Source organism: Prevotella marseillensis (genome assembly GCF_900625065.1).
GTDB lineage: Bacteria > Bacteroidota > Bacteroidia > Bacteroidales > Bacteroidaceae > Prevotella > Prevotella rara.
This window is the reverse complement of the sequence record NZ_UYXY01000001.1, coordinates 2,829,574-2,853,816: the sequence shown is the minus strand read 5'-3', so window position 1 is coordinate 2,853,816 and position 24,243 is coordinate 2,829,574. Positions and strand designations below refer to the sequence as shown.

Annotated in this window: 17 protein-coding genes; 3 read left to right on the top strand and 14 right to left on the bottom strand. The window is 50.3% G+C overall.

Annotated elements, in window-relative coordinates:
• Positions 1-59: 59 nt before the first annotated feature.
• From EJL04_RS11515 to EJL04_RS11460, 12 genes are all read right to left on the bottom strand, one after another.
• On the bottom strand, positions 60-1,313 hold the full coding sequence (locus tag EJL04_RS11515) for a hypothetical protein (RefSeq protein WP_241210013.1): 1,254 nt from the start codon (positions 1,311-1,313) through the stop codon (positions 60-62).
• A gap of 359 nt (positions 1,314-1,672) precedes the next feature.
• Positions 1,673-2,164, bottom strand: a complete 492-nt coding sequence (locus EJL04_RS11510; protein ID WP_125105009.1) for a low molecular weight protein-tyrosine-phosphatase — start codon at positions 2,162-2,164, stop codon at positions 1,673-1,675.
• Positions 2,165-2,218: 54 nt separating this feature from the next.
• Entirely contained in the window at positions 2,219-2,779 is a 561-nt protein-coding gene (locus tag EJL04_RS11505; protein ID WP_021853720.1) for a sugar O-acetyltransferase, read from the bottom strand.
• Between the two features lie 19 nt (positions 2,780-2,798).
• Positions 2,799-3,374 (bottom strand): serine acetyltransferase, encoded by a 576-nt coding sequence (locus EJL04_RS11500; RefSeq protein ID WP_125105008.1) that lies wholly within the window; start codon positions 3,372-3,374, stop codon positions 2,799-2,801.
• A 79-nt stretch (positions 3,375-3,453) separates the two neighbouring features.
• Positions 3,454-3,927 (bottom strand): RNase H family protein, encoded by a 474-nt coding sequence (locus EJL04_RS11495; protein ID WP_125105007.1) that lies wholly within the window; start codon positions 3,925-3,927, stop codon positions 3,454-3,456.
• A 196-nt stretch (positions 3,928-4,123) separates the two neighbouring features.
• Complete coding sequence (gene argS / locus EJL04_RS11490) at positions 4,124-5,941, bottom strand: arginine--tRNA ligase (RefSeq protein WP_125105006.1); 1,818 nt, start codon at positions 5,939-5,941, stop codon at positions 4,124-4,126.
• A gap of 770 nt (positions 5,942-6,711) precedes the next feature.
• Positions 6,712-7,176: a regulatory protein RecX gene (locus EJL04_RS11485; protein WP_125105005.1), complete on the bottom strand. Its 465-nt coding sequence runs from the start codon at positions 7,174-7,176 to the stop codon at positions 6,712-6,714.
• Between the two features lie 73 nt (positions 7,177-7,249).
• Positions 7,250-8,083, bottom strand: a complete 834-nt coding sequence (prmC, locus tag EJL04_RS11480) for a peptide chain release factor N(5)-glutamine methyltransferase (RefSeq protein WP_125105004.1) — start codon at positions 8,081-8,083, stop codon at positions 7,250-7,252.
• Positions 8,080-8,283 (bottom strand): type II toxin-antitoxin system antitoxin, encoded by a 204-nt coding sequence (locus EJL04_RS11475; protein ID WP_021853714.1) that lies wholly within the window; start codon positions 8,281-8,283, stop codon positions 8,080-8,082. Before EJL04_RS11475 ends, prmC begins: the two co-directional genes overlap by 4 nt.
• 49 nt (positions 8,284-8,332) lie before the next feature.
• Positions 8,333-8,866 carry a hypothetical protein gene (locus EJL04_RS11470; RefSeq protein ID WP_125105003.1) on the bottom strand — a complete coding sequence of 178 codons (534 nt, stop codon included), beginning with the start codon at positions 8,864-8,866 and terminating at the stop codon, positions 8,333-8,335.
• A 34-nt stretch (positions 8,867-8,900) separates the two neighbouring features.
• Positions 8,901-9,413 carry a hypothetical protein gene (locus tag EJL04_RS11465; RefSeq protein ID WP_125105002.1) on the bottom strand — a complete coding sequence of 171 codons (513 nt, stop codon included), beginning with the start codon at positions 9,411-9,413 and terminating at the stop codon, positions 8,901-8,903.
• 101 nt (positions 9,414-9,514) lie between these two features.
• Complete coding sequence (locus tag EJL04_RS11460) at positions 9,515-10,486, bottom strand: SPFH domain-containing protein (protein ID WP_125105001.1); 972 nt, start codon at positions 10,484-10,486, stop codon at positions 9,515-9,517.
• Between the two features lie 208 nt (positions 10,487-10,694).
• Between EJL04_RS11460 and ribD the strand changes: the two genes are divergently transcribed.
• Positions 10,695-11,663 (top strand): bifunctional diaminohydroxyphosphoribosylaminopyrimidine deaminase/5-amino-6-(5-phosphoribosylamino)uracil reductase RibD, encoded by a 969-nt coding sequence (gene ribD, locus EJL04_RS11455; RefSeq protein ID WP_125105000.1) that lies wholly within the window; start codon positions 10,695-10,697, stop codon positions 11,661-11,663.
• 568 nt (positions 11,664-12,231) lie between these two features.
• On the opposite strand, the gene EJL04_RS11450 is transcribed toward ribD, so the two are convergent.
• Together EJL04_RS11450 and EJL04_RS16385 are read right to left on the bottom strand one after the other, a co-directional pair.
• Positions 12,232-14,493, bottom strand: a complete 2,262-nt coding sequence (locus tag EJL04_RS11450; RefSeq protein WP_125104999.1) for a TonB-dependent receptor plug domain-containing protein — start codon at positions 14,491-14,493, stop codon at positions 12,232-12,234.
• A gap of 174 nt (positions 14,494-14,667) precedes the next feature.
• Complete coding sequence (locus EJL04_RS16385; protein WP_021853708.1) at positions 14,668-14,817, bottom strand: hypothetical protein; 150 nt, start codon at positions 14,815-14,817, stop codon at positions 14,668-14,670.
• Positions 14,818-15,361: 544 nt separating this feature from the next.
• Here EJL04_RS16385 and EJL04_RS11445 point away from each other — a divergent pair.
• Positions 15,362-22,264, top strand: a complete 6,903-nt coding sequence (locus EJL04_RS11445) for a LamG-like jellyroll fold domain-containing protein (protein ID WP_125104998.1) — start codon at positions 15,362-15,364, stop codon at positions 22,262-22,264.
• Entirely contained in the window at positions 22,264-24,243 is a 1,980-nt protein-coding gene (locus EJL04_RS11440) for an NPCBM/NEW2 domain-containing protein (RefSeq protein ID WP_125104997.1), read from the top strand. Before EJL04_RS11445 ends, EJL04_RS11440 begins: the two co-directional genes overlap by 1 nt.

Sequence of the window (24,243 nt, the reverse complement as noted above, 5' to 3'; positions counted from 1 at the left end):
TTTAATATTAATACTTGTATCGTTTCTTCTATACATTCAGGGTGTCCGGCTTCGTCGTCTTACAGGAAGAATCCCTGATATGCCACGCCTATCGACACCGAAGGCTCGTCGTTGTATTTTGATTTGAGGAATCTTTTTGAGTATTCGCCCTTCACGACAATCTGCGGAACGGGGTAGTAGTTGAGGCCTACGGCCATGCGGTTGCGGTCGGTATATTCGTAGTCGGCCTGGTCGGCGGCAGGAATGTATGAGTCGTAGTACTCATATCTGCCAAAGGCATACAGCTTCTGGTTCTTGTTTCTGAGCTTGGGTATCTGTGAGAAAATGTCGTATCCGGCCTCGATGCCTGCCGCTACGGCATTCTTGCCCACGGGCGACTTCTTATAAGGCGCGCCGCTCGACACGAGGTTGCGCTTTATTGCGCTTATCTTCGATGCATCGCTCACATATCCGTAGTCGGCGTTACCTCTTACAATCCAGTTGTGGCCCGAGTAGGTGAAATCGAAAGCTCCGATATAGACGTTGCCCTTAACCTTGTCGTTGGCCTTGCCTTCGCCTTCCATGTCGTGCGGATAGGTGTTGTGCATCGACTGTCCGTAGTATCCGCTAAGACCGATGCGCAGGCCCGGAATGGTGTAGTTGTCGATGCGTGCGGCAAAGCCATACTTGTTGGCCACCTTAAATTCGAATGGCGAACCGGCACCGTTCTGCACCCAGTTGTCGCGGTCGAACATGAAGGCGTCTAGTCCGGCAATGAACTGCACCTCATAACGGAAGTCGCCCGAACGGCCCCAGAAGCTGATGCCTGTGTCGTGCCATGTGCAGGGAAGAATGGTAGATTCGCCTTCGGGGCGGTAGACTGTAAAGAAGTTGAGCGGCTCATGATGGGCGTTGGTAAGGCCTACGGGTACTACTATATGTCCGATACGGATATTTGCCCAGCGTGCAAACGACTTCTGAATCCAGAACTGCTCCAGCTCCACCTCGCCGCCTTTCTCGGTTTCCTGTTCCCATTCGCCGGCCTCTTCAAACTCTTTCTCAACGGCACCGCCTGCTCCGCCGTGCTCAAACTCAATCTCGCTCGACATGCTCCAGCCCTTTCCGAAATCGTAGCTTATGTATATCACGGCATGCGGAATGTCGAAGCGTCCGTGGCTCGGATCGTTCTTATACTGGCTTGCGTTAGAATAACGATAAACGTTGTCGCTGTAGAAGTTGCGTGTCAGTGCCACCTCGCCATATCCGCCAATGCTCAGGCGGTTGCCCTTGGCGTGCTGATACACGCTGTCGGCAGCCGAATGTTGTGCCTGCATCTGTGCGGAAGTGAACAGAATGGCTGCGGCACATGTCAGAAAAGTTTTTCCCGTTAAGTTCATTTATGTCTTATTTTTTGATTTTTCGATGCAAAGGTAATGGCTTGTAAAAATGTTTACAATACTTAAAAATCGGTAAAATAAGATTAAATGAATGTGCGTTTCGAATCACCAAAAAGGGTGATGGCCGGCCTGTTTTCATGCCTTGCACGGCACGATGAGCCATGTTTGGCAGCGTTAAGTGTGCTGGGGTGTGAAAACAGAGCGCCGCATATACCTATTTGCAGGTATATGCGGCGCTAATAATAAATGGGTATGCTGTCAGCCTTGCTATGGCTTAGGCATTGCTCGTCAGAGCATTACAGCTGTTTTTCGAGCCATGCAATGATGCCGTCGCAGGCATCTTCGATAAGGTCGAGAGCCAGCTCGAAGTCGGCATCGCCTCCGTAATATGGGTCGGGCACGGTGTCGTATTGCGGATGATGGGTCATGAAGTCGGCCGTACACATTATCTTCTTGCGGTCGTCGTCGTTGCGTGCCACGCGGTTAAGGTCGGCCACATTCTGATGATCCATCGCGAAAACATAGTCGAAGCGGCTGAAGTCGGCAGGCTTAATCTGTCTTGCCCTGCTGCTCAGGTCGTATCCGCGGCTTGCTCCGTGGCTTCTCATGCGGCGGTCGGGCAGCTGCCCTTCGTGCCATGAACCGATGCCGGCAGAGTCTACCTCAATGCGTCCTGCCAGGCGCTTGTTGTCTTCGAGCTTATATTTCAGTATTGCCTCGGCAGCCGGAGAGCGGCATATATTGCCGAGACACACAAAGAGAAGAGACTTCTTGTCAACTGGTTTCATAATCAGAAAATAATCTTTGTTGTTGTATAGTGATGAAGATGAGCCGCGCGTGGCTTATTTGTCAACCACCGGGCGGCGCTTTACCACAGCCGGATTGCCTGCCGCGAGCGAGTCGTCGGGTATGTCTTTAGTAACCACGCTGCCGGCAGCAATGATGCATCGCTTGCCTATCGTTACACCCGGACACACGATAACACTGCCGCAGAGCCATGTGTCCTCGCCTATGGTTACAGGATAAGCCGTCTCTATCGTACCGCGGCGCGGCACGTAGTCCATCGGATGCTGCGGCGTGTATATCTGGCAGTTGGGGCCTATAAGCACGTTGTCGCCTATGGTAATGCGTCCTCCGTCGAGCATCACGCAGTTGTAGTTTACGAACACGTTGCGCCCCATGGTTATGCCGTTGCCGTGGTCGCAGTGGAACGGCGGGCACACCACGCTGTCCTCCGGTATGCCGGGTATGAGGTCTTCAATCATCTCACGGTAGCAGTCGTCTGTTATGGTGACTGTCTGCAGCCTGGCACACAGCTTCTTTGCGTGGTCAAGACTCTTGAATATCTCCGGGTCGGAGAAGTTGTAGAGCTGGCTGCTGCGCATTTTCTCAAATTCGGTCATGTGTCTTGTTGATATTTTGTTATAATGGAATATTCACTTTCTTGCCGTCCTTCTTTACTATAACGGCCGGATTGCCCACCACGGTGCAGTTGTCGGGCACATCCTTATATATAACTGTGGCGGCGCCAATCCTGACGTTGTTGCCAATCCTTACCTTGCCGAACACCATCGAACCTGTGTATATGCTTACGTTGTCGCCTATGGTGGGGCGTCCGTCCTTGCCGTTGCCGAGCGTAACGAGGTGCAGACAATAGAAGTTGCGGCCTATGCTGTCGGCGTTGAGATAGGTTGAATAAGAATGCTCTAGATGGCATCCTTCGCCTATCGACGGGCATGTTATGTGGAGCGACTTGTCCTCGGGCATGAGCCACTTGATGAACACGGAGCGGTATTCGCCAAGGCGATAATAAAACAGGTTGCGGAACACCTTCTGCCGTGTGCACACCTTAATAAAGGTAAGTATGCCGCCCTTGCCTTCTCCGTAAGGCTCGAGGTCGGCGTCAATGGTCTTCCTGAAGCGCAGATATAGCAGTATGTGCGGCAACATTCTCAACGTTGAGGCCGAGAGCAGGGCGCATTGTGTGTAAGGGTTCATGATGTTTTAGGTTGATGTTTTTATAACTTTTTATGCCGTCATGCCGGCTTATTTGTATGCCTGCATTGCAGACGCGGGGCTATTTTCGTCCGAAGTCGGCCGGAATGTCTCCCCATTTGCGCGTGTCCCACTGGATGAGTTCCGTGCGGAACATGTGCGTGCGCAGCCAGTTTTCGGCTCTTGCTATGACGTTATACAGCTGTGCGGTCTTGGCCGTGCGCTCCAGTTTTGTCTTGCACTGCATCTTCTTTACCCATGTTATGGCAGTGAAGCTGTCGCTGTATATAGTCTTCTTGATGCCTTTCTGCTCCATAAGCGCCAGTGCATGCACGATGGCAAGGAATTCGCCAATGTTGTTTGTTCCGAACACCGGACCGTAATGAAACACCACAGCGCCCGTAGTAAGGTCGATGCCCCTGTACTCCATCTGTCCCGGATTGCCGCTGCATGCCGCGTCAACAGCCCATGCGTCAGCCTTAACTTCCAAAGGAAGAGGCAGTACTGTGTCATTACGATAATCTGGAGGATTACAGTTCGTTAATTCATAGTTCATAATAACTGGTATTTAGTGGAGCAGTTTATATTGAGCACCTTGGCTGATGAAATAAGATAAGTTGATATCATGAAAGATAAAGGAGTTAGAGCAGTTGAACAAAACTAAAATCACGCCTTGAAGGCATTTGACTTTAACTACTAAGCTCACACCGTGAGCGATAACTACTTTAACTGCTCTAACTCCTCAACAATTATTACATTCTTTCCGGCATTTCGATTCCGAGCAGTCTCATGCCGTTCTTCAGAGTCTTGGCCACGTTCTTGGCGATGAGCAGGCGCAGAGCCTTCTCGTCGTCAGTGTCGGCACCGAGGATGCTGAAGTCATGATAGAACTGGTTGAACTCCTTGGTCAGCTCGTAGCAGTAGTTGGCTATGCCGCTCGGGCTGTAGTCTATGCCGGCCTGGCGCACGGCAGCCTCATATTCGTTCATCTTCTGTATCAGTTCTGTCTCCTTGACGCTCAGGTTTACGTTGCCGCTGAATGCCTCGGGCACTGCTATGCCCTGAGCCTCGGCCTTGCGCAGGATGCTGCGTATGCGGGCGTAAGTGTACTGAATGAACGGACCTGTGTTGCCGTTGAAGTCGATTGACTCTTCAGGATTGAACAGCATGTTCTTGCGGGCGTCAACCTTCAGGATGAAGTATTTGAGCGCACCCATACCTACCATGCGCGAAACCTCGGCACGCTCCTCGTCGCTCATGTCGGCAAACTTGCCCAGTTCCTCGCTTGTGCGGCGTGCGTCGTCTATCATTGCTGCTATCAGGTCGTCGGCGTCAACCACCGTTCCCTCGCGGCTCTTCATCTTGCCGTTAGGCAGCTCCACCATACCGTAAGAGAAGTGGACAAGCTCCTTGCCCCACTTGAAGCCGAGGCGGTCGAGCAATATTGACAGCACCTGGAAGTGATAGTTCTGCTCGTTGCCCACAACATATATCATCTTGTCGATAGGATAGTCGTTGAAGCGCATCTCTGCCGTGCCGATGTCCTGCGTCATGTAAACCGAAGTACCGTCTGAACGGAGCAGCAGCTTCTGGTCGAGGCCCTCGTCAGAGAGGTCGGCCCATACGCTGTTGTCGTCCTTGCGGAAGAAGAGTCCCTTCTCGAGTCCTTCCTCCACCTTTGCCTTTCCCTTCAGATAAGTCTGCGACTCATAGTATATCTTGTCGAAGCCTACGCCCAGAGCCTTGTAAGTCTCGTCGAATCCGGCGTAAACCCATGAGTTCATCTTCTCCCACAGTGCGCGCACCTCGGGGTCGTTGGCTTCCCATTTCACGAGCATGTCGTGAGCCTCCTTTATCAGCGGAGCCTCGTCCTTGGCCTTCTTCTCGGCCTCCTCGTCGGTCATGCCCTCAGCCTTAAACTTAGCCTCAAGCTCCTTAACCTCCTCGCGGTAGTGTTTGTCGAAGGCCACATAGTAGTCGCCAATCAGGTGGTCGCCCTTCTTGCCGCTGCTCTCGGGTGTCTCGCCGTTGCCCCATTTCAGCCATGCCAGCATCGACTTGCAGATGTGTATTCCGCGGTCGTTCACGATGTTGGTCTTGACAACACGGTTGCCGTTTGCCTCCATAATCTGTGCAAGGCTCCAGCCCAGCAGGTTGTTGCGCACGTGTCCTAGGTGGAGCGGCTTGTTGGTGTTGGGCGATGAGTATTCTATCATCACCAGCGGAGCGTCGGCTCCGGCCTTGCGCTCGCCGTAGTGCTCGTCGGCGCTGATGGCGTTGAGCAGCTTGATCCATGACTGCTGTGCCAGCACGAGGTTAAGAAATCCCTTGACCACGTTGAAGCGCTCAACGTGCTCGCAGTTTTCAACAAGCCAGTTGCCAATGGCCTCGGCCGTAGCTTCGGGCTTCTGTCTTGATATCTTTAGGAACGGAAAAACCACCAGGGTAAGGCTACCCTCAAACTCGCGTTTTGTCTTCTGCAGCTGAACCATGTTCTCTGTGATGTCGGCTCCGTAAAGCTCCTTCACGGCCTTTATCACGCTGCTGCTAATCTCACCTGCTATATTCATTTCTTTAGTTTGTTATTTCTCTTTCATCTTTTTGCTTTGCAAAGGTAAGCAATTTGTTTGAAAATAAGAACTATACGCGGCATGAACAATAAAAAATAAGGGCAAACCGTTTGCTGCGTGAGCCGAAATCTGCCGCACGGCATACAAAATACGCTCTGATGTTGCCGCCGGCCGTGGCGTTCGGGCGTCATGGCGCAGACCGGTTATGCGCCTGTGGTTATGCTGCGGCTTGACGTGATGTGTAAAATAATTTTACCGTTCGCCGTCCGTTTGACGCTCTTAGAGCAGCGGTGCTCTCCGCTGCAGCGTGGTTTTGCCGTAAAAATAGCGAAAAATGAATGTTTTGTGTAATGTGTTGATATGTAGTGATTTACGCCGGTTGTGTGCCGTCTTGCGGTTTCCTGCTTGCCGTTATACGGCTGTTTGTGCTGCAAAAGGTGCCCTTTTACAGTGCGAAAACATGCCTTTTGCATGCTGAAAGGCATGCTTTTGGCTGCCGAAATCATAAGTTTCGGCGGCTAAAAACTGTCGGAAAGTAAAGAAAAGTTAATTTATTGCATGGTATAACGTATGCCTGTTAACATACATTATACTTTGTTTTTCTGGATTGAAAAATAATTTTGTCCTGACTTTTTACCGTTTCCCGTATGCCTTAATCTCCGCTCATGGCATGCAGGATTGCCCATATAACACTTTCTGTGAGTCATATTTCCAACACGTATCATGGCCATTGGCATACAGTGAAGCCATATCGTGGCGGACGGTGTGGCTTAAAACTCCTCACAGTCGAGACACTCTCTTATTATGTCCATGTCGAAGCCGCGGCCCATGGCAAACCTTATCAGTTTGGCGTTAAGCTCATATTCGCTTGCCGCCTTTATCGTCTTGCGCTTGCTCTGCAGCAGGGGGCGCAGCACGGCGATGTATTCTTCGGCGTCAACCTCACCGAGCGCGCCCGATATTATGTCGCGCGGTATGCGCTTCATCATCAGCGCCTGTTCCACCTTTCGGCGTCCCCATTTGTTGTATCGTATCTTGTCGCGCACGAAGAAGCGGCAGTAGCGCTCCTCGTCGATATACTTTTCGTCAACAAGCCGCTGCATTATGCGCTCCTGCACGTCGTCGGGCAGCTGCCAGCGCGCCATCTTCTCACTCATCTCGTGGCGGCAGTGCTCGGCTGCGGCGCACATGGCCGACAGCTTGAAGAATGCCTCCTGTTCTGTTATCTGTTTCATCTCTTTGTCATGTTGTGCCGGCACTGCCGGCTATGTGTATGTTGCCGTGTTGTCTGTTTGCTCTGTTTTGTCGTTATGCCTTTACGCCCTTTGCCATGCGTTGCTTGCCGTACATGTCGCTTCGCAGCTCTACTGCCGTCATGCCTTCGGTCTGCATCATATGGCAAGTGTCGTCGGCATATATCGGGTTAATCTCAAAATACAGCCGTCCGCCCTTGCTAAGCGTCTGCACCGCAAGGCGCGTTATGGCGCGGTAGAACAGCAGCGGGTCGGCGTCGGGCACGAATAGGGCCGTGTGAGGCTCATGTTCCAGCACGTTGACGGCCATGTCCTTCTTCTCTTTTTCGCAGATATATGGCGGATTGCTCACTATCACGTCCCATTCGCCTTCAGGCTTTGCGTTGAGCGCATCCAGCTTTACGAAGTTTACGTTGGCGCCTAGTTGTTGTGCGTTCTCGCGTGCCACGTCGAGCGCATCGGCTGAAATGTCCCACGCCGTAACCTTACTTTCCGGCATGTCGAGCTGCAGCGTTATGGCTATGCAGCCGCTTCCCGTGCCGATGTCGAGCACCTTCGGGCTGGCCGAAGCCTTGCTGTCGGCTGTTATCCACGCGCAAAGCTCCTCGGTCTCGGGGCGGGGTATGAGCACACCGGGGCGGACACTGAACCAGCGCCCGCAGAATTCGGCGCGCCCGAGCACATACTGCACAGGCTCGCCTTTCATAAGACGCCCGAATATCTTGTTCAGTTCTGCAGTCTTTTCTGCCGTCATCTCTTCAACGGCTCCGCACAGGATGTCGGCCTTCGACACTCCGAAGCAGACATCTAGCACATAGTCGGTAATGGCACGCGCCTCACCGTTGCCATACAGCGGTTCGAGTGTGCGCCACAGTTCACGGTATGTCATTCTTCATTCTCCTTTCCTTCATCTTTGCGTGCGCGCTTTTTCTTCGGCAGTCGTCCGCTCTTGCGCAGCGCCTCCGATATTATCCATTGCAGCTGTCCGTTGGTGGAACGGAACTCGTCGGCAGCCCATTTCTCTATGGCTGCCATCGTCTCTGAGTCCACACGCAGGACAAAGCTCTTGGTGTTGTTGTCTTTCTTCATCTTCTATGTTTGCGGGTTTGCGTCCGGCGGCCTTATGGGCTGCTGCCGTTTATGCCCGTATTGTGTCTTTATCTTTGTTCAGCGAAGCCCTGTATTCGGGCGAGCGGTAGTACAGATAATAGCTCATGTAAGAATGAAACACTTTGTATATGAGCAGAATCAGCAGTGCGAACCAGTCGTTCATCTTCTTTATCATCACAGAAATCATGCCTTCATAGCCGTTGGAAATCAGCGATAGAATCATTATAGTGACGACATATCCTGCCAGGCTGGTGATTATGCCTGCCGTGATAAACAGCCATCTGCTGCGCAGATACAGTCTGTTGGACCATGAGCCGAGCGTAATCTCGCGTTTCAGCGGCTTTCCGCGCAGCCATGTGAAATAAGCCCCATAGCCTAAGATGCCTATGGCTATCAGACTCATAATAATCAAAATCATCGGCTCCGGCATTCCTTCAATGGCCATACATGCAATGATGAACAGCACAACGAGCAGTCCTATGCCGATATGTATTTTGCCATACAGCCTTGCGCTGCAGCTGTATTTAGTTATGTTTATGCTGCTTAGGTATTGTTTAATCATGTTTCATTCCTCCTTGTCTGCCGTATAATCAATATCAGTCGACCTTCATTCGGGATGCTTCGGGCGAGCGGTAATATTCGTAGAAGTCGACGTATGACTTCAGAACTTTATACAAAACCAGGATAAACATCCAACCGAAAGTGGCCAGTTCTTCAGATAATCTCTGGATGGTAAGTCCGTCAATGCCGTCGCCTATGAGTGTTAGTAGCGTCGTGAAGACAAATATCAGCAGAAAGCCTGCCCCAATGCCCACTGGCATATACAGTTGTCTGTAGCGCAGGTACATGCGGTTGCTGAAGCCTCCAAGCGTAACCGTGTCGCTTATGGCACCCTTGCGGAACGCCCAGCGGTAGATGCCGGTGCTCAGCATCAGTAGGAGTACGATGTATGAAAGTATCGTTGTGCCGTTATACCAGCAGTCAATCTTCCAGCAGCGCAGCAGCCAAAGGGCTGTCAGCGGCAGGCCGAGACACACGTTGACCTTGCCCGACAGCTTTGGCGAACGGCTGAATTCCATTAGTTGTTTCTTGCTTTTCTTCTTTAGCATGTGATGGGTGTTGTGGGAGATATGGAACTTATGGGAGCTATGCCGTCGGCATGACAGCGCGCTCCCAATTATGAATTCTTAATTGTGAATTATGAATTATATCAGTGGTTCAGCGTTCCGGTGTTGATTACGGGCTGTGCCGTATCGTCGCCGCAGAGCACAACGAGCAGGTTGCTCACCATGGCTGCCTTCTTCTCCTCGTCGAGTTCAACAATCTCTTCGTCCGAAAGCTTGTCGAGAGCCATCTTCACCATCGACACGGCACCTTCCACAATCTTCTCGCGTGCGGCAATAACTGCCGTTGCCTGCTGACGGCGCAGCATCACAGCAGCAATCTCGGGAGCATAGGCCAGATAGTTGATGCGGGCCTCAATTACCTCAATACCTGCCATTGCCAGGCGCTCGTCAATCTTGGCTTCAAGTTCCTTGTTTATCTCGTCGCTGCCGTCGCGCAGAGTCAGTTCGCCGTTGTCCTGCTCGCCGTCGTCGTAGGCATACTGTCCGGCCACCTGTCGCAGGGCGGCGTCAGCCTGTATGCGCACAAACTTCTCGAAGGCGTTCATTATGTTGGCAGTCTTTGCACTTGCAGCAGCAGCGTCGCCGGCAGCCTTCGACTCTGCCATGGTCTGCGCGTCAATCTCGAACATTGCCTTGTATGTATCTTTCAGTTTCCACACCAGCACCATACCAATCATTACCGGGTTGCCCGTCTTGTCGTTCACCTTTATAGGTTCGGCGTCGAGGTTGCGTGCGCGCATCGACAGCTTCTTGGTGGTGATAAACGGATTAATCCAATGGTAACCGGGCGTGTTGAACGTGCCGCGGTACTTGCCGAAGAACATCATCACGCGCGCCTCGCCCGGCTCAACCTTCACGAAACCGCAGCTGACGATGATATTGACAATGAACAGTATGCCGCCTGCCACGCCTGAAGCTATGGCCGTGGCGCCACTGAATGTCGTGGGCGAAAGAGCAATCAGACCTACCGACGCGATGTAGAGAAACAGGTTGAGAACGAGCATGCCGATGCCGTTGAGTGTCATACCTTTGAAAATGAATTCCTTGTTTTCCATAAATAAGGTGTTTTTTGGTTATAAATAAGAGTTTATTATGATATCAAAATGATATTACAAAGATAAGCGTTTTTGGCCTTATGTCGTATATAAAGAACAGTATTTTTAAGATTTTTTTATAAACCTGCAGCGCCTTTGGAGTGAAGTTAAGGGAGAATCTCGCACCCGTAAATTTCTGTTTCTCGTTCACTTGAAGTATATTTGCAGCATGGAACAGACTGAAAAAGACAAAATGTATATGCGCCGGTGCCTTCAACTGGCACGCTGCGGACGGCTTACGGCAAGGCCAAACCCTATGGTGGGGGCCGTTATTGTGAGCGAAGACGGCCGCATAATAGGCGAGGGATATCATATAAGATGCGGCGAAGGCCACGCCGAAGTGAACGCCTTTGCGTCGGTGAAGCCGCAGGATGGGGCACTGCTCAGCAAGTCGACCATGTATGTTAGCCTCGAGCCATGCTCTCATTACGGCCGCACGCCGCCGTGCGCCGACCTCATTGTGAGCAAGGGCGTAAGGCGCGTGGTGGTAGGATGCGTAGACCCCTTTGCCAAGGTGAAGGGCCGCGGCATACAGAAGTTGCGCGACGCAGGCATAGAGGTTACGGTGGGCGTGCTTGAGAAAGAATGTCTTGAGCTGAACAGCCGTTTCATGACGTTCAACACTCACAGCCGTCCTTATGTGACGCTGAAATGGTGTCAGACGGCAAACGGGTTTATAGACGACAACTTCAGGCCTGTGGCATTGTCAACGCCGTTCACCAAGATGCTCGTGCATAAGCTCAGGGCGGAGAACGACGCCATACTCGTGGGCCGTGTTACGGCGGAGCGCGACAAGCCGCAGCTTAACGTAAGACTGTGGGCGGGACGTGACCCGATGCGCATAGTAATCGACCGCAACAGGCCGTTTGTGCCCGAAGCCGACTTCAGCAAGCCCATTGTGCCGCAGCTGATGAAATGGCTTTACGGCAAGGGAATTCAGTCGCTGCTGGTTGAAGGCGGAGCCGAAACCCACCGGAGTTTCCTCGCCGAGGACGGATGCTGGGACGAACTGCGCGTAGAAATATCGCCGCGCACCGTAGGCGGAGGCACTGCCGCACCGCAAATTCCTGCCTCGGCAGAGCTGTGCGACCGCAAGGAATACGACGGAAATATAATACTTACATACAGGCATGTTTAGAGCCGGTTTCTGATATGTGGTCTTTTACAAGCTAAAAGGCCACGTATTGTATTCTGAAAGGTGTCCTTTTGCATGATGAAAGGATACCTTTCAGAATTTGTTTTAGGTCAACCGAAATGAGAAGTGCACACCATGCAGAAGTCAACTCTAATCAGGAAAAGCCTACTTGGAGTCAACCTAAATCAGGGAGGTACAAAAACATGGTGTAGAAGCGGTGTGTGATGAGTTGAAAAAACAACTCGTCACATCGTATGTCTCTGTATATCAAGTTGATATGTCGAGATGTGACGAGTGACGAGTTTTTCGAAAAAACTTTTTTATGTTTAACCCCTATTTTTCTGTTTGGTCCAAATCGGTCATTTTGTTTCGGCCGTATCGCCGTTTCGTCCTGAACGGATGAAAGCATCGGTTTGCTTGTATAGTTAGACCTTATGCGGCTTAATGGCCGATTGGAAGTTAGTTTTAGTGGCCTCGGTCAGCATTGTTCTTGTTGTGATGTTCCTGCCGGGGCGGCCGCCTTAATGCGGCTTCGTCTGCCTTATGCAGCCGTTGTCTTGCACGGCATGCATCAGAATGTCATTCTCAGGGCTGCATATACGTTGCGTCCCGGAGCGTTGATGCCAGACGAGAACACGCGGTACTGGGTGTCGAGGATGTTCTCAACGCCGGCCTGCAGCGTCAGACTCTTGTTAAGGTTGTAGCTGCCCTTTACGTTGAGGGTGAACCATGCCGGCATGCCTTCGCCGTCGGCACCTTTCACGGTGGCGTAGTCGATGTTGTCCTCGCCGTCCATGTTGTAGTCGTCAACCGACTTCTTGCCGTTGTAGAGGGCGTACATGTCGAAGCGTCCCTTGCCGTCAGCGGTCAGCAATGCTGCTCCCACGCGTCCGTAGATTGGCGGAATGTGGTCGAGCGGCTGCTTCTTCTCGCCGCTCAGAATGCGGCCGTAGGTATAGTTGAACGAAGCATAAAGCTCGGTCTGTCTTGTCGGTGTGGCGGTCAGGCTCGACGAAAAGCCCCACAATACGGCCGTCTTGGCGTTGGTGTATGTGTAGACGTCGCACATCTCGCCCTGATATTCCATCTGGCTTTCGCCCATGAATGTGCCGCGCGCCGTGGTTATGGCGTCGAAGTAGTAGGTGCCGTATACAACGTTCTCCCATGTCAGCACGTTGTCGATGTGCTTTGTTATGTTGAGGTCAACCGACACGGTCTTCTCCGGTCTGATGTCCTTGTTGGGTATTGTAACGGTGCTTACCTTAGAGTCGAACACCTTAGATGTATTGTCGATGTTGGGCACGCGGTAAGCAGTCGATGCAGAGAGGGCGATTTTCCATGTCTTTGTGGGCAGCCAGTTCATGCCTATCGCCGCGCTGTATGTAAGGTTGTTCTTGCGCTGACTGTCGCCGCCGAAGAAGGGGAACTCGTCAACGTTGAGCACGCTCGAATAAGTGGTGGCGTAGCCGAGGCGCACTCCGTCGTGCATGCTCCACTTCGGACTGATGTTCCACACGTGTGTGGCAAATGCCTCGATGGTGTGCATGCTGTTGCTTCCGTCGGGATAGCGTGTGGTGTTGTATGATGTTTCGCCTGTCAGCACGTTCTCGGTGTTGGCGGTAGACTTGAGGAAGCTCAGCGTTCCGTCTATTCCGAGATGCAGCTTGTGGTTGTCCATAAACTTAATCCAGTCGGTGTTGAGCGACACGATGTTAACGTTCTCCCAGTTGTTGTAAAGCTCCTCCTTCTGGAACTTGCGGTCGTGGCGGCTCTCCTTCACGTTCTGATATGCAACGGCCATGTGCACTCTGTCGGCTCCGAGCTGGTTGCGTCCGTCGTAATGGTAAGCAGCGAGGAGTCGGAACTGCGGTCCGTAGTACCACTCTGCAAACTTTGGGCGCAGCTCGCCGTCCTTCACCTCCGTTACGCTCAGACGGTCGTAGCGGTTGAAGTTGTTGGTGTTAGACAGCTGGAAATTAATCATGTGCTGGCTGTTGGCGTTGGGCTTGTAGAGCAGCTTCTGCATGAAGTCATACTGAAAGTAGCCCGAGCGCTTCTGCAGCTGCGGCTTCTCGTTATACAGCATTATGTCGTTCTTGCCGTCCTGCGGCTGCACGTATATGTTGCTCTCAATGTAGCTGTCGTCATCTGGCAGGAAAGGGTTGCGCGTTGTTCCGGCGCGCAGGTCGCCGAAGTTGCTGAACGTGAACGACGTGAGCGACGCAAACTTCTCTGTTCCGTAGTTGAAATCAACGTGAGCCGTGCCTTCTTGATTTGCGCTGCCATACCTAAGCACTGCATGCCCTTCGCTTGTGTGTGTCTGTCCGTCGGCGGCAAGGGTAGGCGAGAGCGTGTTGAAAGTAATTGTTCCGCCAAGGGCGTCAGAGCCGTAGTTGAGCGACGACGGACCGAAAAGCACCTCCATGTTCTTCAGCGCAAACTGGTCAACGGTGAGGCAGTTCTGCAGGTGTCCGCTTCTATATATAAGGTTGTTCATCCTTATGCCGTCGACAACGAGCAGTATTCTCGATGCCTCAAATCCTCTCAGGATAGGGCTTCCGCCGCCCTGCTGGCTCTTCTGCACGAGCACCTGTCCCGTTTCGCTGAGCAGGTCGGCTGTCGACTGCCTGTTGGCATAGTCGATAAAGCTCTTCGGCACGCTCACAACGTGCTGCGGAGTGTTGATTTTGCGTGTCTGCTCTCTGTTTACAGACACAACAACCTCCTGCAGGTTGACAGAGCGGAATGTGTTGACGCTGTCGGCCGTGTTTGCCTTAGTCTTTGTCGTGCAGCCTGCAATGATGCACGCAACCGCAATAATAGTCTTCTTCATGTCGGTGATTAATTTCTTAAATTGCTGTTATCCTGTAATATTATAATTGTAAACGCTGTTGCTGTTTTTGCTACCAATGGATTTTGTCTTTATGGAGCAATGTTTCAGACAAAATAAAACCGTTATCTGATGTAACGGTCCTATCTGATTAAATAATAATGCTTATTTGTCTTGTTAATACTCTTCGTCTTCATCAAAATATGAGTTTCTTGGATCAGAAGGTAATCCATCCATGCCATTGAAATTGCTTCCGCTAAGGATGTTCTCCGACTCTATCTGTAACACTTGAATTGAGGGTGAAACGTATTCTTTTTTCATCTTCATAATTTAAATGTATTTTTGATTCGGGTGCAAAGATACACAATATGTATGCAATAATACAAATGGAACATAATTTTTTTAATGTTTATTATTTAATTTGGCCGGTAATCGTCAAGATTTTATGATTTTTATAGTAAAAATATGGGTGAAATGCCTATTAAGCATAATGAAATAATGTTATAAAATCAAGAATCTGTCTTTCCTGCATGCTGCCTTCTTGATATAAGTCAATTCTTTCTATATGTTACGAATGAGTTGTTTTATTTATCAAAATAATAGTTCTATTTTTCAGATACGGCAAAATATTGGTTGGTATAGTTTACAAATTGTAAGAATTGATGTTAGTCAATTATTTTGTATTTGTTGACATGATTGTTTAAAAGTTATTTAAAATAGAACAAAAAACAGGAAATTTATTAATTTATGCCAAATATAATCCGAATTATTTTTTAAATTGGCTACAAATGTATAATTTTGCACACACATCAGAGAAACAGATAATAGATTATTTGATGCAAAAACTTATATAAACAGAAATAAAGGTATTATGGTTAGAAAAAGATTGACAGGATTAGTGGCGCTTCTGCTGCCGTTCGTGTTCATGCAGGCACATCTGGGCCGCGAGAAGAACGTTGACGACAAGAAGCGTTCGAAGATGGAACGTGCTGTTTCCACATTACCCGATTCTGCTTATGAACAGGTGAAAAAGGAGGATTTGTTGAATGATGAGGTCTACATCAAGCTTGCGCGCGACGGATGGTTCCCGCAGGAGATAACAAGGATTATGGACCGATACATAAAAACGAATCGTGGAAAGGTGCGCGGTTCGCGCGAGTATGGTATGTATGCCAAGCAGTGGCTTCCTACTTTTGGCCACACGCCGGGCAGCGACTCTATCTATCAGTTTGTGGATACGGCTTATTACGGTGAGACAATGAAGTCGGTTCGTCGCCTTTATTCAAAACAGCTTGAGACATATTATCCCGAAATACCTTATACGCCTGAAGACAGGATGAAGGGTATACGTAATCCCGGCTACTTCCGCCCCGTGCAGCAGAAGCCTTATACGGGCCGTGTGCACTGGATAGTAGTGCATCCTACTGACCCTGATGCCTTGATGGTTATCCCTGACGGAGGCGGAATATTCCGTACGGATAATCTTGGCAAGACATGGGACTGCGTTACGGACAGAATACCCGACCGTGAGTTCCGCAAGATCTGCTCACATTCGGCTATACCCGTAGACCCGGATGACTGGAACCATTTCTTTGCCTTTATGAAGAACGGCAACAGTAGTGCTGTGTATGAAACTACGGACGGCGGACAGAACTGGACTAGGGTGCAGGGCGCTACGCATAAGTCGTTTAAGCGCGGCTATGCCTTTAAAGATGCGTCGGGAAAACTGAAGTTTATCGGCGCAATACAGTCGGGTTCGAATTATCTCGGCAGCCAGTTGTGGTACAGCGAGGACAAGGGCGTCAACTGGAAGCAGATTGTGCTGCCGGATAACCTGAAGGAGACACACCCTGAGACAGGAATGAAGGGTTCGTTCTTCCAGAACTTTGCCTTCCATCCCACAAACCGCAACATTATATATATACCGACATCACGCAGCATATATTACTCTGAAGACGGACTTACCCCGAAGAGCGACGGAAGCTTTGAAATAAAGCGCATGACGTTCGACGTGTATAATCAGGACGGAACAGAACTGCGTTACAGTCAGGTGAACGAGTTCCCGTTTAAGGCTACAACCCAGAGTTTCCTTGAAGTGAATCCCGACAACCCGTTGCAGATGTGGTTTGCAACAGCGTCGCGTAACGTCAGCTATGGCGTATATTCTGCTGTTTACCGTTCAGACGACGGCGGAAAGACATGGCGCACGCTGCAGGAGCCTATAAATGGTATCGGCAGCGGACTGGCCTTCGGAAACGAGTCGCCATGGGGCTGGCTCGGCGGATTTGGCGTAAACTTTAAGGATCCCCAGTGGCTCTACGGATGCTCAATGAGTTCTGCAATAAGCAGTGACGGCGGACATACGTTCAGAGAGTTCGGATGGGGTAACCGCCTTAAGGCTCTGGCCGACAACGGACAGTACTATACAACTACGAGTGCACGTCATAATGCAGACAACCACTGCATCGTGTCTCACCGCAGCGGACGCGTGTTCCGCGGCTCTGATGCGGGACTTCTGGTAAAGGATAAGGACATAAACAATCATGAGTGGACTAACATAAACAGCTCGATGGGCAATCAGCTGCACTATTCTATTAAGGTAAACGAGTTTGGCGACCAGACAATGCTTGGCAACACGCAGGATGTGGACGCTCAGACATACCGCTACGGACGCTGGGGCAACTGGCGCGGATATGAGGGTACGGAAGCCTTCCTTAATCCTTATGCCGGCACATGCTATTTCTCAGGAAGCGGAGGCGGAGGCCTTGAAGGCGTATCGCTCAGCTCTTGGTATGAAGGCTATTCGATGGCTGATGTATGTACAGGCTACTGGTATCTGATTCACAATCCGGGAAACAATGCCCAGTCGTTCTTCCGTATAGAGGACTTCGGCCGCAAGACGATAAACCTGTCTGCAAATACAGTGGATGAGACCGGTGCGGGAACAGGTGCGCGTGATTTTGCGATAACACGTGACGGCGACAAGCCTACACTGTTTGTGCTGAACACCAACCACACAATTGTCAAGTCGACAGACAATGGCAATACGTTTGAGACTGTCAAGGTGATCGGTTCCAACGGCTCTAAAGTTCCGGCTAAGTTTACTAATGCCTGGATTGCTGCTGATCCGAATAACAGCAACGTTATATATGTTGCACAGACCGGAAAGGTGCTTAAATATGATCTTACAACAGGAGACAGCGAAAACCTCTCGCAGGGTCTGCCGTCAATTTCGTGTGACGATATATTCTTCCATGAGGGAACAGGAGACCTGTATTTCTTCAGCTCTTCGTCAGGTATATATCTGCGCGACCACAATACTGGCCAATGGTCGTTGTGGCTTAAGGGATATAATCCGCTTTCGGCAAAGCGTCTTGCCTTGAACTATACCACCCAGGAAATGGTGATAGGCGATTACGGACGTGGCGTGTGGGTAGCTGACCTTGAGCATCCGGCTGACCGCTATTTCAAGAACGGCTTTGCGCTGAAAGAACTTTCTAATGTCAACGGACGCCGCACATTCGGAATTGATACAAAGTGGACTATTCCGCTTTACTATGACTATACATGGTATGTAAACGGGACAGATGTGAACAATCCGTATCAGTATTTCACGTCTAACCTGAAGGACGGAGACAGAGTTAAGCTGAAGCTGACCCTGCGCGAGTCGCCGGACGTAACAACAGAGTCGGCTGAATATACAGTCAAGTCGTCTTCGGCAAAGGCAACGGCTGTTGATTACACTCCGAAGCCTGGCCAGGCTCTTTACAGCAACGGTAGCGGCCGTATAGACTTGGGAAATGTTGACTACTTCTTTAATGACTTTACCATAGACTTCTGGATTAAACCGGAGAACGACGGTGTCATTCTGTGTAACCGTCCTGTAGAGCAGCAGCGCGATACGCGCGGATGGGCGTTGCTCCTGGATCAGGGCAAGCTGAAGTTCCGCTATGCGCCAGCACAGCTGTTCGACCGTGCAACATACGACACAAACGAGACTCAGCAGACCGACCTCGTAGGCGGAGCGCTGACTAAGGGACGCTGGTCGCATGTAGCCTTGAGCGAAGACCGTGACGGAAATGTTACATTATATATAAATGGCAGCGAGGTGGCTTCGGCTCCGCGCATAGTGCAGTGGGCTCCGCTTAACAGTGCTGTCAACCTGTCGCTCTTTGCCGACGGATTTGAGAGCATGGCGATGAAGGGAAGTGTAGACGAACTGAAGATATGGAACCGTGCGCTCAACGCGAACGATGTTAAGCGCGCCATGTTCTCTCATGACACATCGGAGGCTGACGCTTTGGTTTACTACAACGACTTCAATGCCGGAGCGCTTGACAAGGAGCATGAGCTCTTCTCGCGTGCAGGAATGGCTCCGCGTACTCAGGCCGTTACTTCTTATGTGAAGATGCCGGTGGCTGTAGGTGCAGTCAAGTCAGAGGTGAAAACTCCTCAGGGACGTACAGCCTATGACACAGGCAACGGTACTGCTATATATCTTACGCCTTCGGGCGATCAGTCGCCTGAATTCGGTGTCTATCGTTATGCAAACCTGCATCCGGACAGCATGGGTGTCAACACTCAGTATTATGTTGCTGCTTCCGAGGTGTTCCAGATACGTCCGTTCTCTGATGCCGGTCAGCTGACTCTTGATATAGAGCTGCCTCTGTCATGGCATAGCGGAAAGCAGTATCAGCTCTATGCCTGCGGCTTGTATGAAGACCAAAAGGTGTGGATGAAAGTGGCCGACATGGAGGCTGGCGAAAGCGGAAAAACGCTTGTTGCCAAAGGCGTGAAAGCTGCCGGACTGGCAGACAAGATGCTCGCCGTGCTTGAGAATAAGGCTGCGGTAGAGCCTTCGCTCGCAGGAAACTGGGAAGGAAACGAAATCGACGTTTATGATCAAAGCGATATTTCATATGATGTAAATGCGCGCCTTGTAGGCGGAATGAATGAGCCTGAAGGAATTTATGAAATCAGCTCGAGAACAGGACTGTTCAAGGTTGCTGATAACATGAAGTTCGTCAACGGCAAGGCTGTGGCAAAGTTGCAGCTTGACGTAGAAATGCTGAAAGGTAGCAAGACTCTTAAGGATACCATCGAAAGCAAGAACGGTACAATGGTGCCGCTGGTGATCACTGTGAACAACAAGATGCTGCCACAGGATCCGGGTAAGGCCATGACATTTACAAGTGGCGGAGCTGCTGTGCAGTCGTCTCAGATAAGCGGAAGTCTTAATGGACTCAACAATGTCACCATGATGGGATGGGTGCGTGTGGACAACGAGGATATGCTCAAGAGCGTTAAGCCTCTGATATTCTTCCGCGGCAGCAACGGTGGAGTTTGCGGAATACATATTGCAGACAAGAACCTGCGCTTCCACTGGAATGACGGATATTACGGATGGTCTACCACACATTATTTCAAGTCTACGGATGTAGGCCGCTGGATGCATGTGGCACTTGTGGCAGCTTCAGACGGATTCCATGTATATCTTAATGGAGCAGAGTATTTCCGCTCGACAAGCGTGCCTACTGCCAAGATAAATTCGGCATTGCTTCTTGGACAGAACTATCAGGGTGACAAGTGGTTTAAGGGTGCCATTGACCAGGTGATGTTGTGGAGCCGTGCGCTCTCGTCTGACGAGATACGCAAGTATATGCTGAACAATCCGCGTCTTGACGAGCCGGGTCTGGTGTCGTTCATCGATATGGATCATACGAACGAGGACGGAAAAGTTTATGATGTTGTTACGGGCACTCAGCTCACTCTGTATGGAACAACGTCTAACGAAGACTTCTCTCACATGCCATATCACCCCACTGCTACGTTCAGCCAGAACAGTCAGGATACAGAGGCTGGTCAGGCCGTTCATGTGGCAGCTCCGCAGGGAGTAAGCGCAAGCTTCGGCATTGGCGTGATGAACGGAACACCTTATAACTATGCAAATGCTGACCATGCAGAGCTTACGCCGCTGAGCAACTCGTTCTATACGTTGACCATGAGCAAGGCGTCGGTGTTCTCATCTGGCCAGAAGGCAACAGTAAGCTTCGCTATGCAGCAGGCAGAATCGGCACCGGCGGTTACGTTGGCTCTGCGTCCGATAGGATCTACAGAACCATTCTCAACGTTTGTTCCGATGTTGAGTCAGGATAACGGCAGAATGAAGTTTGAGGTTGACGGCACAACTCTTAATGACGGATGTGAGATGATGCTGATGTACGACGGTGCTGCGGGTGAATATCCTGTAAAGGTAAATCTGTCTGTTGACGGTCATGCTGACGGCGACACTATAATTATAAGCGACGTAAACAACAAGATAACTGTAAAGAGCCGTGTGATAAGCAAGAATCCGACAAGCAAGGTGCAGGTGTCTGTAGTTGAGTCAGAATATGCTTCTGCAAACATATCAGAACTCGACCTTAACGGTCCGGCAGAACAGGATATCATTGTGACGATTAATCGTGACAACCTTAACAGTCTGGCTGTTAATCCTGTTACAATAAAGCTTTCGGGAGTTACCGACAATAGCGAACTTAAGCTCAACGTTGCGCTCGAGCCTATTGTAGAGCTGTCGCTGGCTGACAATGAAGACGGAGCGAATGTGATAGAGGCTACATCGCCATACGTGTCGTTTGGCGTAAAGGCTAAGCTGTTGCAGGGTGTGCTCAGCGACGGCGTTAAGATAAAGATTGACTCTGACGGAGGTGCGGAGGGTATCGTGAACACATCTCTAGGCAGCTTGCTCAGCAACGGCAACGCAGCTTATGCAGATATGCTTGAATATTATCCGAGCGAGAGCGAGTTTGACGCAGGATGGAACCTCATAGGTAATCCGTATCTGTCTAACATAAACCTTACGAAGGAGCATAATGTCGTGCTGAATGAGGATGAGGTGGTGAAATATCTCTACCAGTATAATCCTGAAAGCGACACATATACAGCCTGGGATATGGTTGAGAACTATGACGAGACTCAGAAGCTGATGCCGTTCCAGCCGTTCTTCGTGCAGACACGTCAGGCAGGTGCGAGTCTTGTGATAACACCAGAGGCTAAGAATACGAGCATAAGCCGCCGCGTGTTCGACCACTACATGCTGCATGAAAGCAAGATGCTGCGTATCGGTCTCTATGAGGGCGACTCAGACAAGCTGGCCGACCGCACTGAGGTGAAGCTGCAGGATGAAACTTCTGCCGGATTTGTTCTCGGTGAGGATGCCGTGAAGATGTGGGGAGGACTCAACTCTAAGACCAACGAGATTGCCACTGTCTGCGGAAACCGCAACCTGTCGGTAAACGTGCTTCCGGGCAAAAAGGTTGAGATACCGCTTTACTTGCGACTCTCGTCTACAGGAAAGTTCCGTATAGCTGCAATAAAATCTTATGGCTATGGTCTTAACGACAAGGCAGAACTGCTTGACAAGTCAACAGGTCAGAGATGGAGTCTGCTCGACGGCAACGGATATGAATTTGACGTCAATAATGTTGATGAAGCCAAGTCGCGCTTTGCACTCGTGCTTAGTGTACATGAGGAGACCACTGGCGTAGGTCAGGTTGCCGGCGGCAAGCCTTCGGTAAGCATCGACGGAAACACATGCCGCATAGAAGGCCTCTCAGGCAAGTCGGTAATAGAAATGTTCGACACAGCCGGACGCCGATGCGTCTACACGACAACGTCTTCAGACAGCTACTCTCATCAGTTGCCTTCAGGCACATACATCGTGCGTGTGCGCACATCTAACAAGGATTATACAAACAAAATAAACGTAAGATAATGAAAGCAAGATATATAATTGTTTCAATCCTATCATGGCTCGGCCTGTCAGTACAGGCTCAGAGCATTGAGCTGATAGGACTTGTTCCAAGTGCCGACGGCGGTGTCTCGGGCCGTATGATATTGGCTAAGGTCAATGCCGGAGGCGAGGAAATACAGAATGTTCAGGTAGTGTCCTTCAGTCTGCGTGACGGCAAAAGCACAGTGTCTTCAGACAATATACCATTGTCAGACGGATATTATCTGCTGCCAATACCGGAGACGCTCGACCGTAACTTCACGGTGCCTCTGCTTGACACAACTGACAGATATGCATATCGTGCTAAATTTATCACTGCAACCGGAGCACAGTATCTTTCTGAGTTGATAGAGGACAATGGCGTCGAGCGTTTTAAATGGATCGGACAGGATGTCAAGTGGAATGCTGCTACGAGCGGATATAATAATAAAATTGTTTTCGACAGGGGTATTGACGGCGAATATGAGTTCCCTGTTGACGGTATCAATTTTTACAAAACTTTCAGCACTCATGCTAAAGGCAGCTTCACGTTCAACTTTGCTGAAGATAGTCCGTATTCACGCTTTTTTACGTATTACGGAATACAAGATAATAAGAGCAGCGGCGACATCCGTTTTTCTCTTTCTGTAAACGGTGAAGTAAAGGAGACACAGACAATGTATGCCAAGACCAATCCGGTGAAACCGGCCGATGGTATATATCTGCGTAAGTATGAAGTGCCTATTGACGGACAGACGAATATTGTTATAACAGGTGATGTTATTGATGATAACGCTCAGGACCACATGAACTTCCCGCTTGGACGTGTTTATCTTAAAAAAGATGTAAGAAAAGCTCAGAATGCCACATGGCCTGAAACTGACATATTGGCCTATAACAAGCCGTTTACACATACGCTTGACGCAGGATTCACTTCAGGCGGCACCGGGCTCTACTATATAACAGCCGGAAGCGAATATGCAACCATAGAGGGAAATGTGCTGAACGTTCATACCATACCGGTGGATAAGTCGGCATATATAGAGATTACGGCCGTGCAGCCAGGTACAGACGAATATCTTACCTCGCCTATAACTAAGTGCCGCTTCTATGTGCGCAATAATAAGACTGTGGCAAAAGACGGAAAACTTGTCCTGAACGATGGCGACGAGATAGACCAGCTGACAGTGTATGCCGATCCGGAATCACGCGGACAGGTGGTGGTCGACAAAGGCTTTGTAATGGTTAAGAAGCTTATACTGAAATATACATTCAAGCCGGGTGAGTGGAACTTTATATCGTTCCCGGCCAACGTGAGCCTTTCAAAGATAAGCGACCTCAACTCATTGGGCTATAGCCTGAATGACTCTAAGAAGGCTTTCTATATATGCGAATACAGCACACGCTCGCGTGCAGAGCAGCCCGGCAAGACAGCGTGGGTGAAGATGCAGACAGACAACGTCGTTAAGAACAAAGGCTATATTATGGGTGTGGCCCGTTCGGCTGACAATCCTGACAACAAGCCCGTGGAAGTAACCTTCGTGTTCGAGAATACCACGCTGGGCATGGATGCTTCAAACAACGGCTCGCTCAACGTAGAACTTAACATGATGCAGGTGGAACCCGGTACGGAGATTCCTGTATATGTAAGACCGGACGGTGTGAAGGGAGCACCGCTGAGGGTGATGGTAAGGTTCTCTCCGAAGGACGTCACGGAGCTGCCCGTCAACTATGCCAACGCTCTTGAAGAGGCCCGCGTTACGTTCAATCCTAACAATTCGGGCATCCGCCTCACCCTGCCCACGCAGGATCCGGCAAAGGTGGTGATCTTCGACAGCAAGGAGCGAGTGGTTAAGGCTGTGAAGTATATTGCACCATATCTTATAGACGTTACCGACATGAAACCGGGTAAATATCAGCTCTATATCCAGTACGGCAACGCCACGGCAACGAAGCCGTTTGAGATTGGCGAGAATAAATAA